Consider the following 14,017-nt stretch of genomic DNA (forward strand, 5'->3'; position numbering starts at 1 on the left):
TGGGTCACTCCCCACTCGCCGTGACGGGCGCAGCCGCCGGGAGGGTCTGCGCCACGGCCTGCGACATGAGCAGCGGTTCGGCGTGCCGCTCGCCGCCGTAGGAGATGTAGTTCGCCCGCATCCCGAATCCGCCGAACGGGCGGTTGCCGTCCTCGGCGTCGAGCAGCGTGTGGTCGACACAGGTCTGGTGACGCCTGGCCAGGACATCCACCGTCTGCGGATCGTTCCCGTAGACCATCGCTCCCAGCGCGCGTTCGCTGAAGTAGGGGTTCGACAGCCGTTCACGCAACAGCCTCGCGCTGGGGTAGGCCACGACGTTGAACACCGGGGCGAACATCTCCTCGAGGGGGATCTTGTCGTCGAAGCCCCAGAGCAGCACGGTCGGCTCGATCTTGCGGGACGGCAGGTCGATGCGCCCGCCGTGCCGGATGCGGCGGGCATGGTGCACCAGGTAGCCCGAGCAGTTCACCAGCGCCGAGTCGTAGAAGATCGGACCGTAGTCGGCGCCGGGGTCGCCGTTCTGCCCGAAACGCAGTGAAGCCAGTTCGGCGGACAACAGGTCGACGAATTCCTCGGTGCGGCCCTTAGGTGTGAACACGACGTCGGGACCGAAGCAGTCCTGTCCCGAGTTGTAGAGCCGGAGCCTCGTGACGTCGTGCACGGCGCGGGTGAGGTCGGCGTCGGGTGCGACCACGAAGGGATTGATGCCGTTACCGAAGAAGAGGAGGAGTTGGTCCTCCGCCAGCCCCTCGCGGACGGTCTCGGCATTGGTGTAATTGCCGGTGAAGACGATGAGGTCCGCTTCGCGTACCGGTCCCGTCACGAACTTGCGCTGGCTGAGCTCGGAAAGGCTGATGGGCAGGCCGTGAACCGGTGCCAGCAGGTCGTGCAAGCGCCGCATCTGGCTTTTGATCTCGGAGGACGGCCGAAAGGTGATTCTTTCGCTGTAAAGGGATGCTATGAGCATGTAGAGCGCGTAGGAATGGAGCGGCATGTTGGAGGGCATGAAGACCGCGACCCGAGGCACGCGGCCGGGCCGGACGCGACGGATCTCCTCCTCCGCTCCGTCCAGGGTGGCGAGGAACGAGCGGATCTCCGCGCCGGCGGTGTGGTGGGGCGAGATCTCGGTGAGGATCCCCATCACCGCGTCCTCGTGGTCGGCCACGTACCGGCGCACTGCGCGCAGCGCGTCGACGCGGTCGGCGAAGGGGATGCGGTAGCCGCTCGCACCGCCGGCCGAGCCGGTGGTCGAGCCGGACGCGGTGACGTCGGTGGTCGTCCCGGGTGATGCGGACAGCGAGCTCATGGCGATCTTCTCCAGAACGGCCCGGTCGGGCTTTCCCGTGTTCGTGAGGGGCAGCGAGGGAAGCACGACGATCTGATCGGGCTGCTCGTAGCGGGCGAACACAGGGCGCAGCAGCCGTTTCCAGTGCGCAGGCTCGTGAGCGTCCGGGTCCGCGATCACGAACACCAGGCGGCAGCCCAGACGGGCGTCGGGGACCGCGACGACCTCCGTCTGCGCGCCGGCCGACTCGGCCAGCTTGGCGAGGTGGTCGGGATAGAGCGTGTGACCGTCGCGGTGCGCGGCGTGCTTGCGCCCGACCGGGAAGACGCGGCCGGCGTCGTCGATCAGGCCGATGTCGCCGGTGCGGTGAACGGGACTCGAAGCCGGAACGATCTCACCGTCAGTGCCGAGGTGGCCGGTCATCAGGCCGTCACTGCGGACGACGAGCTCGCCGAGCCGGCCGTGGGGAAGCGGCCTGCCGTGGTCGTCGTGGACTTCGACGACCACACCGGGCAGCGGCGTGCCGCATCCGACCGGATCGGTCGGGGGCGCCAGCGCGATGTTTCCGGCCTCGGTCGCTCCGTAGCCGTCGAGCAGGTGCCGGCCCGTGCGGGCGTGGAACCGGGCCGCCAGGTTGCTCCCCAGTGGCGCGCCGCCCACGCACCAGGCTCGTACCGTCCCCAGCGCGTTCACGAGGGCGGGGCGACGGTCGAGCAGGTTGAGCAGGCTGTAGTAGGTCGACGGGGCCCCGTCGACGATGGAGAGGCCGTGGTCCACGCCGACCGCGAGCGCACGGTCCAGGCGCGTGGTCGATCCGTAGACCACGAGCGTGCCTCCGCCCAGCCACCAGCAGAGGACCAGTGACAGACCGTACTGGTGGGAGTACGGCAGGATCGGCAGGAAGACGTCGTCAGGCCGGTACCCCATGCGTTCCGCACTGAGCGCGAGGTTGTCCAGGATCGAACGGCCGGAGCGGACGATGCCTTTGGGGCTGCCGGTCGTCCCCGACGACCAGGAGATCGCGGCGTCCTGACGCCGTGCCCAGCTCGCGACGTCGGGCACGGTCGCGGTGTTCGAAGCGGGGCGCGGCGCCGCGGTGCGGCCCGCACCGTCGCTGATTTCGAGCACCACGCGCGCCTGGGTGCGGATCTTCGATCGCTGTGACGGGGTGGCTCGATGATCGGCCAGGACCACCGAAGCGTCGAGGTGAATGAGCGCGAGCAGGGTGACGACCCATTCCGGGGAATTGGCCCCGCTCATCATCACCCGTGAACCGGGTTCGACGCCACGGCGTGCAAGAAGTTCGGTGGCGGCGAATACGCGGGCCACGATTTCGTCGGTCTCCCAGATGCGCCCGTCGGGCGAGATCAGTCTCCTGGAAACGGGCAACTTGTGCTCCTCAAAACCAGGTGGTTCAAATTGACTGTCCCATAACTGCGGAACGGTGTCGAGTGCTTCGACGAAATTCCGCTACCTGTGCAGGGTGATTGGGTGCGCAGTGACGAAAGAGGCATATGAGGAGCGAGATATTCTCAATATAAATAATTTCATATTGCTATTGAAGGTGAGGGTGGCCCCGCCACCCCGGCCCGCGCTCCGGACCGGCCCTGGCTCAGCCCAGGGCGTCCAGCAGGGCGGTGACGTAGGCGTCCAGCCGCTGCTCCACGGCTCGCGTCGTCAGCTCCGTCCGTCCAGCCTCCTGCCAGGGCTGCGCCACCGACCGTACTTCCTCCGAGCACGCCAGTCCGTCCCGCACCCGCCAGTACAGCCGCTCGCTCGCGGTCACGGCCAGCACCCCGCCGGCCTCCTCGTACGCCTCGGCGAACCGCTGACCCCACTCCGGGCCGTGCAGCAGCGCGAGATTGGTGGAGCAGTGCGCCACGTCGAGATCCGCCGGGCCCCAGGAGGCCGCCGCCCAGTCGACGACGCCGGTGATCCGCGCACCTGCCGGCCCTGGGGGCGGCACGTCGAACAGCACGTTGCCGGGTTGGAAGTCCCGGTGCAGGAACCGCCCTTCACCGGGCGGCGGGGGCCTGCGGATCACGTCGATCGCCGCGGCCCATGCCGCCGCGTCGGCGCCCTTCGGCACCACGACGGTGTCGGCGGTCGTCAACGCCACATAATCCCGGGGCCGTTCGGCGGGCCGCAGCGCGTGGATCGCCACGAGCTGACGGGCCAGCAGGGGGACGCGTTCCTCCACCCCCTCATCGTCGAGGACCGTCCGGCCCGCCAGATGCGTCATGAGGAGAGACGGATGCTCGCACTGTGCGGCGCTCGGATCAACCGCGACCAGCGCGGGAGCCGGCACGCCGGTCCCCGCCAGCAGGGCCAGGGCGCCGGCCTCCCTGTCCAGCCAGTCCTCGGCGCGTTCCACGGAGAACGGGTCGACGAAACTCCGCAGCACCAGGTCGCGGGTGCCTCCGTCCCGCGTGCCGATGGTCAGCCTCCGCATTTCGGCGGTGATGCCGCCGTGCAGCGCCTCGATTCCGACGATCCGTTCGCCGGCCTCCAGGTGCCGGCCCACCCAAGCCAGTGTCAACGGCCGCACGGCTGAGATCTCATGAGGGTCGGTCACCCTTCCACCTCATCATCCGGGCGGCAGCACGCGCAAAGGACTTCAGCGGTACGACGGTCAACGGTCAGCCGCAGGCCGCCGCGATGCCGCCGGACGGTGAGGTCCCCCGATCGCGGCGGTACCGCCCGTGCCGGCTTCCTGGCCTTCGACGATGGAAGTCAGGCCGTCGAGGAGCGTCTTGAGGCCGAATTCGAAGAGCGCGTCGAGACGCAGGTCGTAGCCGTCCTCGAAGGCTCCGACCGCCTTGGTGAAGGCCGGGAAGCGGCCGGATTCCACCAGTTCCTGGAGGGCGGGGGCGCGGCTGTCCATCCACTGGTCTTCCGACTGGCCCGTGGCGGCTTCGGCGTGCGCCTCCATCTCCAGGTGCACCGCCAGGCCCTGGACATGGCTGTAGAGCAGGACGTGGATGTCGAACAGTGTCGTGGGGTCGAGTCCGTGGCCGTCGAGGGCGCCCAGCACCCACTCGCCGTGGACCATCAGATTGGGTACGAGCAGCGGGCGCGTGAGGCAGCCGAGCTGGGCCAGCCACGGGTGCTGCCGGTACAGGCTCCACAGGGTCCGGGCGCCCAGCTCGATGCGGGTACGCCAATCCTCGGGGGCTTCCGCGGGGTAGGACTTCTCGCCGAACGCGGCGTCGGCCATGCGCAGGACGAGGTCTTCCTTGCTCGGGACGTACCGGTAGGTCGACATCGCCGCGACGCCGAGGCGGGCCGCGACGCCGCGCATGGAGAGCGCCGAGAGCCCTTCGGCGTCGGCGATCTCGATGGCGGTGCGGACGATCCGGTCGAGGCTCAGCTCCTGCTCCTGCGCCTGCTCGGAGTCCGGGGCGGGTGACGGGCGCCTGTGGGCCGGCACGGCGGGGGCGGTTCCGGCGACGACCGTGCCGACCCGGGGTCGGGCCTCGACAAGTCCCTCCAGGCGCAGGGTGGTCAGGGCCTTGGTGGCGGTGGCGAGCGCGACGCCCCATTCCCCGGCGATCTGCCGGGTCGAGGGAACCCGGTCCCCGGGAGCGAGTTCACCGTCCGCGATGCGCCGCCGGATCGCGGCGACGATGCGCAGATAGGGTGGATCACCGGCTGTGCCTGTGGCCTTCGTCACGACCTGCCGCCTTCCTCTCCTGTGCTAGTGCAGAGGGTAGCAGCGGCGATGTCGAACCGAAGGTGTCTGCCCTAGTACACGGCGTGCAGATGGCCGGTTGAACGGTCTACGCGTACGACGTACGTTCAGGGCGCGTACACCGTACAGAGCACTGGGGAGCTTCTCATGCAGACCGTACTCGTCTCCGGCGGCGGAATCGCCGGGCCCGTCCTCGCCTACTGGCTGCGCCGCCACGGCTTCGCGCCCACTGTCGTCGAACGCGCTCCAGGCCAACGCCCCGGCGGCCAGGCCGTGGACATCCGCGGTGTCGCGCTGGAAGTCGTGGAGCGGATGGGCCTGCTGGAGCAGGCGAGCCGCGTGCGGACCCGGATGCGCGGCATGTCGATCCTCGACCCCGACGGCCGCGAGGTCGGCCGCTCGACCGAGGCGACCTTCAGCAGCGGACGGCTCGACAGCGAAGACCTCGAGGTGCTGCGCGAGGACCTGGTGAGGATGGTGCACGAGCACACGCGCGCAGGCGTCGAGTACCTCTTCGGCGACAGCGTCACCGCGCTGGACGAGGACGAGACCGGCGTGCGCGTCGACTTCGCGCACGGACCGTCCCGCACCTTCGACCTCGTGGTCGGGGCCGACGGCCTGCACTCCACCGTACGGCGCCTGGCCTTCGGTCCGGAGGAGCACTTCGCCCACCACCTGGGCAGCTACCTCTCGGTGTTCAGCGCGGACAACTTCCTCGCCCTGGACGACTGGCAGGTGTGGCTGCGGGGCGGCGACACGGGTTTCGGCATCATGCCCGTACGCGACAACACCGAACTCAGGATCGCCTTCGGCTTCGAGTCCGCGCCCCTCGCCCACGACCTCCGCGGCGGGGGCGCCCTCCGGCAGCTCGTCGTGGACAAGCTCGCGTCGATGCGATGGGAAGGGACCCGCTTGGCCGAGGCCGCCCGGACGGCCCCCGACTTCTACTGCGACGCCATGGCCCAGATCCGCATGGACCCGTGGTCGCGGGGCCGGGTGACCCTGCTCGGAGACGCCGGCTACTGCCCTTCCCCCCTCTCGGGGCAGGGCACCAGCCTGGCCCTCGTGGGCGCCCACGTGCTGGCCGACTGCCTTGCCCGGGCCGGCGGCGACCACCGCACCGCGTATGCCCGCTACGAGCGGCGGATGCGCCCGTTCGTCACCCTCAACCAGGCCCTGGCCACCGAGAACCCCGGCGGACCCGCCTCGGAGGAATCCGTCGCGCACGCCAAGAACGCACTCTCGCTGGACGACTGAGCCCTGCCCTGGACGGGCACCGAAGCCGACAGGGGAGGGCTTGAAGCGGTGGCGAGGCCTGCCCGACGCAGGCGTCGGCCCCCTCTACCAGGAGGGGGCCTCTACTGCTCCTGCGACTTACACTCTCGTTCCTGACGCCTGCAATGCTTTCGAATGCCTTCGTTGGTGCCGTCCGTGCTCACTGGCCGGACGGAGCGTCGCGTACGACGCGGCGAGATGCTGTTCCGAGAGCGACCCCCGCCGGGGGCCTCCGTCCGTGCGCAGTCGGACCGGACGGTTTGTTTCGTTTCACCCGGGTGTGCTCGGGATGGGCCGCTCCTCCGGACGGGCGGTGACGCTCCCGAACTCCCTGCTTTCCGTGGGGCTCTCGCCCTACGCGGCTTCCAGGGGACAGCTCCAGCCTGCGCCTTGCCGGCCGCGGAGGCAACCCCAGCCGGGCCTTCACCGAAGGTGACGGCGGAGGAGCGCGGTGTCGCCGGGCCGCACGTGGCCGGGCAGTTGACCGGGCTTGCGCCTTCAGCCGGTGGGGGTGCCGACCTGGTCGCGTTCGAGCGCGGAGCGCAGCCGGCGGAGGGCCCGGGCGGCGGCTGCCGTCGTGGACTGGTCGAGGGCGCCTTCGACCAGTTCGCTCAGGCCCGCGGCGAAGGTCGCCTCGGCGGCGTCCAGGAGCTGTGAACCGTCGTCGGTCAGGGCCAGGAGCGAGGACCGGCGGTCCGCCGGATTGGCCTGGCGGACGACCCAGCCCTGCTTCTCCAGGCGGTCGACGCCCTTGCTGGTCGCGCCGGCTCCGATGGCGAACTCCGCGGCGAGGTCGGCGACTCGGGCCCCCGGGTGCTCGCGCAGGAACCGCAGGAACTCGAACTGCGAGGTCACGATCCCGTGCCGCTCGCGCAGGCGGTCGTTCAGCGCGTTGTACAGGCGCGTCTCGCAGCGGACGAGATCCGCGAAGAATCCTTGGAGGTCGGCGATGCCATCCGATGTATATTCCACGGCATATAGTGTAGAGGAAGTCATTCCATAGGAGGAGCGCAGATGAGCAAGGAACAGCTCGCCAAGATCGACGCGATGCTCCGCCGGCCCCGGCCGGAGGGCCGGCGCTCCGTCGAGGAGCTGCGCGCCGGGTTCAAGGCGCTGATGGACACGATGATCGTGCCGGACGACGTCCGCACCACTCAGGCCGCGCTCGGCGGCCGGCCCGCCCTGCACGTCACACCGGACAGCGGCGCGCGCCCGGGCACGATCCTGTACTTCCACGGTGGCGGCTTCGTCTTCGGCTCTCCCGAGACCGCGCTGTCGTTGACCGCGCAGCTCGTCTCGAGGACCGGGTTCGACGCGTACTCGGTGGACTACCGGCTGGCCCCCGAGCACCCGTTCCCGGCTGGTCTGGAAGACAACCTGAGCGCTTACCGCGCCCTCCTCGACAGCGGCCTGGACCCGTCCGCCATCGCGTTCGCCGGGGACTCCGCCGGCGGCGGTTACGCGGTCACCACCGCCCTCGCCGCCCGCGACGCGGGCCTGCCGCTGCCCGCCGCGATCGTGGCCTTCTCCCCGGGCCTGGACGCCACCCGGAGCGGGGAGAGCATGACGACCAAGGACGGCATCGACCCGATCTTCACCCGCGAGGCCGTGATGCACACCGGGGCCATGTACCTCGCCGGCCAGGACCCCGCGCAGCCCCTCCTCAGCCCGGCCCTCTTCGCCGACCTGACCGGCTTCCCCCCGCTCCTCATCCAGGTGGGCGCCAACGAGATCCTCCTCGACGACTCCACCCGCCTCGCCGCCCGCGCCCGCGACGCCGGAGTCGACGTCATCCTCGACATCACCGCCGACGCCCCCCACGTCTTCCAGGCCTTCGCGGGCGGCCCCCTCGACGAAGCCGACCAGGCACTCGACCGCGCCGCCCTCTTCCTCGCCCAGCGCATCCCCGCTCCCTGACGCTCCGCGCCCTCACCGGCCGCCGGGCCGCTGGCGTGGCCAGGTGATCGTTCAGGCCGGTGCCTGCGGTCCGGCGGCTGCTCGTCGCCGGGGCGACCAGTTCAGCAGCCGGGCCGGGTTCACGGTGACGGCGGCGCGCAGGACCGACGGGTCGAGGTGCGCGGCCGGCCAGGCGAGGCACTCGGCGAACGCCCTGTTGCATTCGTGGCGGGTCCAGGGCCAGTCGCTGCCCCACAGCAGGCGCTGGTGGCCCGCTTCCTCCAGTACGCGCCGCAGCATGAGGCCCGCCGCGCCGGGGGCGCAGCGGTAGGGCGCGGAGGCCTTGATCCACACGTGGTCGCGCGTGGCCAGATCCAGTACCGCGCGGTCGGCGCCCTCGGACGCGCCCGGCAGACCGAGGTGATCGATCACCACGGGGGACGGCCAGCTGCGGAGGGCGGGCGCGATCGCCGCCCACTGTTCGCCCGCCGCGTGCACCTCCAGGTGCTGCCCGCGCCCGGCCAGCAGTGCGGCCACCTGCCGCCAGTGCGGCCCGGCCAGGTCGGGCACCCGCTGGCCGATCAGGTTGAGGCGGATGCCCGCGACGCCGTCGAGGGCGAGCGGGGCGAGCGCGTCCGGACGGCAGGGGTGGTCGTGGTCCAGCACGATGACGGCGCGGAACCTGGCGGGGTGCCGGGCCAGGCAGCCGAGCAGGAACTCGTTGCGCGATCCCAGGAAGCTCGGCTGGACGAGGACCGCGCCGCCGATGCCGTGCCGGTCGAGCAGCGCCAGGTACGTCGCCGGGAGGGCGTCGTAGTCCGGCACGTAGCGGGGGCGGTCGGCCCTGGGCAGGCCGCGGTGGAACACGTGGGCGTGGGTGTCCACCGACTCGGCCGATTCGCAGATCACCCGTCGATGGTAGGTCCGGGGGGCCCAGGACCGGGGGCCTCTGGACCTTCACCTGACCGACTGTCATATTGGCCCTCACCCTCGCCGCCTACTCGGTGCTGGTCGCCGTCCTGCCGCAGGCCTGGGCGTGGCGGGCGATGTTCTGGCTCGGCGTGCTGCCCGCCCTGCTGGTGCTCGCCCTCCGCCGCGGGATCGCCGACCCCACGGCCGACCAGCGGCGGCGGGAGAAGGCCTCGCCGACGGAGATCTTCCGCCCCGGCCTGCTGAGGGTCACCGTCTTCGGCGCGCTGCTCGGGCTCGGCAGCCACGGCGGCTACTACGCCCTCACCACCTTCCTGCCCACCTACCTCCACACCACCCGGCACCTGTCGGTGATGGGCAGCAGCGGGCACCTCGCGGTCTTCATCGCCGGCTCGTTCCTCGGCTACCTCGCATCCGGGTGGCTCTCCGACCGGATCGGCCGCCGCCGCAACGTCGTCCTCTTCGCCCTGTGCTGCCTCGTGACCCTCGTTCCCTACCTGCTGCTGCCACTCGGCGATCTCGGCACCCTCATCGCGGGCGCGCCGCTCGGGTTCTTCTCGGCCGGCATCCCCGGCGGACTGGGCGCCCTGTTCGCGGAGTTGTACCCCACCCGCGTCCGGGGTGCCGGGCAGGGCTTCTGCTACAACCTGGGCCGCATCGTCAGCGCCGCTTTCCCCGCCCTCGTCGGCTACCTCTCCGGACGCCTCGGACTCGCGGCGAGCATCGCCCTCTTCGCGGGGCTCGCCTACGCACTGGCGGCCATCGCCGCCACCTGCCTCCCCGAGACTCGAGACCGCGAACTGCCCCATGACCCGGCTCCCGTGGCCTATCCAGAGCGAACCGCCAAGCTCCCCAGGTAGGGGGCGGGCTGCGCGGACGCTCGGGAGCGTCCGCGCGGCCCAGGGGTGGGGCAGCGTGAGCCTGCGGATCCTGACCTGACCGGCTCTGCCGTCGCGCCCCTTCCGGGGGGAACGCCTCACGACATTCAACCGGCCGAGGTCGCGCCGGCACCGACCTGGTGGACGTAGGTGGTCACAGTGTCAGGAGGCCTCCTCGACGGTGTCGGAGAGGCGGTGGGCGGTGGAGGTGTCGACGCCGAGGGCGGCGAGCAGGTCGAGGACGACGGTGAGGGGTGGGGCTCCGGCCAGGCGAGCGGCTGCAAGGTGGGTGGGGAGGCGGTCGGCGGCGATCAGGGCTGTCCACTGGGTGGCGGAGAGGGCGAGGTAGTGCAGGCCGGGGGGATCGGCCAGCAACGCCAAGTCCGCGGTGGGGCAACGGGACAGGTCGAGGGAACGCAGTCCGGGGAGGGTGCGCAGCGGGGCGAGGTCGACGGGTGACGGGACGTCATTGAGGTGGATCGCCTGGACGCCCGGCGCGAGCCGTTCGTCCAGGGCTGAGGCCACCAGCTGGCGCGAGTCGTCCCCGGACTGCTGCGGGGCGTGCGGATCGGGCTGGCCCAGGATCTGGCCGAGCCAGGCGGTGACGGAGGAGGCGACGTAGCGCGGGCCGCCGTTGTCCGGAAGAAGGAGCCCGGACGGCTCGGCACCACGTACCCGCCGCCGGACAGGCCGACGCTCCCTCGGCTCCCGTGCCCGCGCGGCACGCACTTCGTCCAGCCCTCCGGCGCCTGTGCGACGACCTCCGCCGTGATCTGCCGCGCCGCCTGTTCCACCGTCAGGTCCACACCCACCCTTTTCGTCCCACTGTTCGGACGATCATGTCAGCAGGGTGTGACAGAGCGACCGGCAGTCGGCGCCGACGAGCCGCTTGCCGTCTCCGATCTCGTCAACGCCAACCCGGCCGACCTTCTCGGTCACGGCGCGGGCGTTTTGCGTCGGACGTCTGGGCGAACCCGTACCCGGGACCCACCGCGGCCACCAGCTGGCGTGCGGGTTCCGGCTCCTCGGCGCTCAGGATTCCGGGAACCCGCGCGTGTTACCGCGAACCGGAGCGATGCCCGCCATGGGTCACGCGGGTCACGCGGGTGACGCGGTGACCTTGGCGACGAAGCCGGCGACGTTGGCCACGGTGCGCCGGATCTTCTCCTCGACGGTGAGCGACTCGTGCAGCCGGGTACCGGTCTCCCGCTTGCCGCGCACGTAGAGCGAGCAGGCGAGGTCGCTGCACATGTAGGCGCCGACGGAGTTGCCCTGCTTGCCGGCCTTCCCGGCCAGGGGTGCGACCAGCAGCGAGACGCCCCCGGTGTGGGTGGTCACGCAGAGCGAACAGATGCTGCGGCGGGCCTGCCAGGAGGCGGCACCGGAGGAGCGCAGCGCGACCGCCACCGCGCGGCCGTCCGACTCGGCCGCGAGGTAGGCGCGATCGGGCGCCTGCGGGTCGCGCCACCCGAGGAAGTCCAGGTCGTCCCAGGGCTGTTCGGCCAGGTCGCGGGGGATGTGCAGTCGCTTCGCCTCGCCCTTGGTGCAGTTCACGAAGGCGGCACGGATCTCTTGGTCGGTCAACGGCTTCATAGGAGCCAACGTAAATTACCTAGGACTATTAGGCAAATGTATAATGGCCTCAGTCGATCGGAGGGAAGGCCATGGCGCGCGTAGGACTGAACGCGGAACGACTCACCCGGGCGGGAGCGGAACTGGCCGACGAGGTCGGCTTCGACAAGGTCACGGTCTCGGCGCTGGCACGACACTTCGGCGTCAAGGACGCGAGCCTGTACTCGCACGTCAAGAACTCCCAGGACCTCAAGACCAGAATCGCCCTGCTCGCACTCGAGGAACTCGCCGACCGGGTCGCCGCCGCCCTGGCCGGACGCGCCGGCAAGGACGCCCTGGCCGCCTTCGCCAACGCCTACCGCGACTACGCCCGCGAACACCCCGGTCGCTACGCCGCCGCGCAGCTCGAACTCGACCCCGAGACCGCGCGCGCCAGCGCCGGCGTCCGGCACTCGCAGATGACGCGCGCGATCCTGCGCGGCTACGACCTCGCGGAACCCGACGAGACCGACGCCGTCCGGCTGCTCGGCAGCACCTTCCACGGTTACGTGGCCCTGGAACGGGCCGGGAGCTTCCAGCACACCCCGCGCGGCACGGAGGACACCTGGGCGCGCATCCTCGACGCCCTCGACGCACTGCTGCGCAACTGGCCGGCGGCCTGACCGCCCGCTCGCAGGCCGCCTGCGCCCCGGGGCGGCCGGTAGGAGGCCATCACCGCGAGGCGGGTGAGCCGGAGTCCGCCCCGGGCCCGGCGGCAGGTGGCCGGCGGTCGGCGCCGGTGTCGGCGTCGGCGTCGGCGTCGGCGGCGCGGCCACACCGGCCCTCTGACGGGGTGACCCCAACCACCCCGAAGAACTCAATGGCGGGCGTCCGCTCCCGGGCCCCTCACCATGGAGCCATGACCGGATCACCGCACACCACACTCGTTCTCGGCGGCACCGGCCGCACCACCGGTTGCATGCCGACCGCGTTCCGGGAGTTCGCGCAGCGCAACGCCCACGCCTGGACCGCAAAGGCGGGTGCGTGACCATGACCATCGGGAACCTCGAGGACTTCGCGGCGCTGGACCCGTTCTTCCGGATCATCCAGGAAGGCCTCGCCGGTCTGGTCGACGGCGGCCACTTCTTCGACCTCCTGGCCGAGGACGTCGTCGTCGAGTACGTGGTCTCCGTCCCCGGCTACCCGCGCCGAGTCCAGGGCCGCCAGGCGGTCGCCGACCTGTACCGGGGCTACGGCGACGCGATGGTCCTGACCGGCGCGGACGAACTGGCCGTCCACCGGGACCCCGACACGTCCGTGGTCGTCCTGGAGTACGCCGTGCACGGGCACGCCGTCCACACCGGGCTCCGCTACGACAACCACTTCGTCTCAGTGATCACCGTCAAGGACCGCCGGGTGACGCACTGGCGCGACTACCTCGACCCCGTCGCCGTCTTCCGCGCCCTCGGATGGCCGTCCGATCGCCACTGACGGAGCGAGCCGCGGTCGCGCACGGGTGACACTGCCACGGCCGTGTCCCGGGCCGACCCGGCCGCCCGGGCCCGAGGCCAGCACCCGTCCCGAGTCCTGGCCTGTCGCGACGGGCACGGAGCGGCCGCGCGGTAGACATGGAGACCATGGAGCGCGCGCGAGACGACGTCTCGGACCCGGACCGGGCCATGCCGAGGCCCGGTCGCCCCCGGGCCTGGGCTGGACTCTGGTACCCGGGCCGTGTGCGGCGGCGGGAGGAAGGTGGTCCGTGAACGTCGTGTTGAGCGAGGTGACGCCGCTCGCCCTGGCCATCGCGCTGTCGCCGCTGCCGATCGTTCCGGCGCTCTTCCTGCTGTTCACTCCCCGGCCCAGGGCGACGGGCGGAGCCTTCCTGGCCGGGTGGGCGGCCGGGATCCTCGTGGTGGCGTCGGTGTCCACGGCCCTCGCGGCCGTCATCGAGACCCGCGAGGAGACGCCCACCTGGGCGTCCTGGACGAAGGCCGGCCTCGGCGTGGTCCTCCTCCTGCTCGCCGGGCGGCAGTGGCGCTCCGGCTCCAAGACGGGGACCCCGGCCTGGATGCGGAGCCTCACGGATGCCACGCCGGCCAAGGCCCTGCGGCTGGGCCTTCTGCTGTCGGCAGCCAACCCGAAGAACATCCTGCTGTCCGCGGCGGCGGGGCTGACCATCGGCTCCGCCGAACTGGGTCCGTCCCGTGGCGTCACCGCCGTGGCGGTGTTCACCGCGATCGCCGTTTCCACCGTCGGGCTTCCCCTGCTGCTCCACATCCGCGGCGGGGGAGCGGGTCCTCACTCCGCTGGGCAGGGCCAGGACGTGGTTGGAGACCCACAACAGCGCCGTCACCGCCCTGGTCCTGGCCGTGATCGGCGTGCTCCTCGTCGTCGAGGGTGTCACCGGACTGTGACCGGTACGAGGACCGCCTCCGCCGCGGCTGCCTCTCGGACCGTACGGCCCGGCCCTCCCGGCCGTCGCACGATGCGGCAGGAGGGCTGAGGCCGTGA

14 protein-coding genes are annotated in these 14,017 nt (G+C 71.3%); 7 read left to right on the forward strand and 7 right to left on the reverse strand.

Annotation, left to right across the window (positions count from 1 at the left end; translation table 11 throughout):
- Positions 1-4: 4 nt before the first annotated feature.
- From ACIOGZ_RS26370 to ACIOGZ_RS26380, 3 genes are all read right to left on the reverse strand, one after another.
- Entirely contained in the window at positions 5-2,674 is a 2,670-nt protein-coding gene (locus tag ACIOGZ_RS26370; protein WP_400987581.1) for an aldehyde dehydrogenase family protein, read from the reverse strand.
- A 223-nt stretch (positions 2,675-2,897) separates the two neighbouring features.
- Positions 2,898-3,809: a phosphotransferase gene (locus tag ACIOGZ_RS26375; protein WP_363633424.1), complete on the reverse strand. Its 912-nt coding sequence runs from the start codon at positions 3,807-3,809 to the stop codon at positions 2,898-2,900.
- Between the two features lie 108 nt (positions 3,810-3,917).
- Complete coding sequence (locus ACIOGZ_RS26380; protein ID WP_400987583.1) at positions 3,918-4,958, reverse strand: TetR/AcrR family transcriptional regulator C-terminal domain-containing protein; 1,041 nt, start codon at positions 4,956-4,958, stop codon at positions 3,918-3,920.
- Positions 4,959-5,123: 165 nt separating this feature from the next.
- On the opposite strand from ACIOGZ_RS26380, the gene ACIOGZ_RS26385 reads away from it, so the two are divergent.
- Positions 5,124-6,233 carry an FAD-dependent monooxygenase gene (locus ACIOGZ_RS26385; protein ID WP_400987585.1) on the forward strand — a complete coding sequence of 370 codons (1,110 nt, stop codon included), beginning with the start codon at positions 5,124-5,126 and terminating at the stop codon, positions 6,231-6,233.
- Positions 6,234-6,749: 516 nt separating this feature from the next.
- On the opposite strand, the gene ACIOGZ_RS26390 is transcribed toward ACIOGZ_RS26385, so the two are convergent.
- A complete protein-coding gene (locus tag ACIOGZ_RS26390) occupies positions 6,750-7,223 on the reverse strand; it encodes a MarR family winged helix-turn-helix transcriptional regulator (protein ID WP_400987587.1) in 474 nt (157 codons plus the stop codon).
- Between the two features lie 42 nt (positions 7,224-7,265).
- Here ACIOGZ_RS26390 and ACIOGZ_RS26395 point away from each other — a divergent pair, with 42 nt between their 5' ends.
- Complete coding sequence (locus ACIOGZ_RS26395; RefSeq protein WP_400987589.1) at positions 7,266-8,168, forward strand: alpha/beta hydrolase; 903 nt, start codon at positions 7,266-7,268, stop codon at positions 8,166-8,168.
- Between the two features lie 51 nt (positions 8,169-8,219).
- On the opposite strand, the gene ACIOGZ_RS26400 is transcribed toward ACIOGZ_RS26395, so the two are convergent.
- Entirely contained in the window at positions 8,220-9,056 is an 837-nt protein-coding gene (locus ACIOGZ_RS26400) for an amidohydrolase family protein (RefSeq protein WP_400987591.1), read from the reverse strand.
- A gap of 68 nt (positions 9,057-9,124) precedes the next feature.
- On the opposite strand from ACIOGZ_RS26400, the gene ACIOGZ_RS26405 reads away from it, so the two are divergent.
- Positions 9,125-9,937 carry an MFS transporter gene (locus ACIOGZ_RS26405; protein ID WP_400987593.1) on the forward strand — a complete coding sequence of 271 codons (813 nt, stop codon included), beginning with the start codon at positions 9,125-9,127 and terminating at the stop codon, positions 9,935-9,937.
- Between the two features lie 180 nt (positions 9,938-10,117).
- Here the strand turns inward: ACIOGZ_RS26405 and ACIOGZ_RS26410 are convergent, their stop codons facing one another.
- Both ACIOGZ_RS26410 and ACIOGZ_RS26415 read right to left on the reverse strand, forming a co-directional pair.
- Positions 10,118-10,684, reverse strand: coding sequence for a hypothetical protein (locus ACIOGZ_RS26410; protein ID WP_363586658.1), 567 nt, complete (start codon positions 10,682-10,684; stop codon positions 10,118-10,120).
- Between the two features lie 369 nt (positions 10,685-11,053).
- Entirely contained in the window at positions 11,054-11,548 is a 495-nt protein-coding gene (locus ACIOGZ_RS26415; RefSeq protein WP_400844852.1) for an FBP domain-containing protein, read from the reverse strand.
- Positions 11,549-11,619: 71 nt separating this feature from the next.
- On the opposite strand from ACIOGZ_RS26415, the gene ACIOGZ_RS26420 reads away from it, so the two are divergent.
- The 4 genes from ACIOGZ_RS26420 (at position 11,620) to ACIOGZ_RS26435 (ending at position 14,009) form a co-directional block, all read left to right on the forward strand.
- The gene (locus ACIOGZ_RS26420) at positions 11,620-12,189 is read left to right on the forward strand and encodes a TetR/AcrR family transcriptional regulator (protein WP_063351909.1); all 570 of its coding nucleotides are present in this window, start codon (positions 11,620-11,622) and stop codon (positions 12,187-12,189) included.
- A gap of 236 nt (positions 12,190-12,425) precedes the next feature.
- Complete coding sequence (locus tag ACIOGZ_RS26425) at positions 12,426-12,554, forward strand: hypothetical protein (RefSeq protein WP_363586656.1); 129 nt, start codon at positions 12,426-12,428, stop codon at positions 12,552-12,554.
- A gap of 2 nt (positions 12,555-12,556) precedes the next feature.
- Positions 12,557-12,997 carry a nuclear transport factor 2 family protein gene (locus ACIOGZ_RS26430; RefSeq protein ID WP_363586655.1) on the forward strand — a complete coding sequence of 147 codons (441 nt, stop codon included), beginning with the start codon at positions 12,557-12,559 and terminating at the stop codon, positions 12,995-12,997.
- 268 nt (positions 12,998-13,265) lie between these two features.
- Positions 13,266-14,009 carry a GAP family protein gene (locus ACIOGZ_RS26435; RefSeq protein ID WP_400987595.1) on the forward strand — a complete coding sequence of 248 codons (744 nt, stop codon included), beginning with the start codon at positions 13,266-13,268 and terminating at the stop codon, positions 14,007-14,009.
- The last annotated feature ends 8 nt before the right edge of the window (positions 14,010-14,017 follow it).

Source organism: Kitasatospora sp. NPDC088160, assembly GCF_044741445.1.
Lineage (GTDB): Bacteria > Actinomycetota > Actinomycetes > Streptomycetales > Streptomycetaceae > Kitasatospora.

Bases quoted from the DNA above. Each gene is read 5' to 3' on its own strand.
- ACIOGZ_RS26425 (WP_363586656.1), top strand. From the start codon at position 12,426: ATGACCGGATCACCGCACACCACACTCGTTCTCGGCGGCACCGGCCGC.
- ACIOGZ_RS26430 (WP_363586655.1), top strand. From the start codon at position 12,557: ATGACCATCGGGAACCTCGAGGACTTCGCGGCGCTGGACCCGTTCTTC.
- ACIOGZ_RS26385 (WP_400987585.1), top strand. From the start codon at position 5,124: ATGCAGACCGTACTCGTCTCCGGCGGCGGAATCGCCGGGCCCGTCCTC.
- ACIOGZ_RS26395 (WP_400987589.1), top strand. From the start codon at position 7,266: ATGAGCAAGGAACAGCTCGCCAAGATCGACGCGATGCTCCGCCGGCCC.
- ACIOGZ_RS26420 (WP_063351909.1), top strand. From the start codon at position 11,620: ATGGCGCGCGTAGGACTGAACGCGGAACGACTCACCCGGGCGGGAGCG.
- ACIOGZ_RS26415 (WP_400844852.1), bottom strand. From the start codon at position 11,548: ATGAAGCCGTTGACCGACCAAGAGATCCGTGCCGCCTTCGTGAACTGC.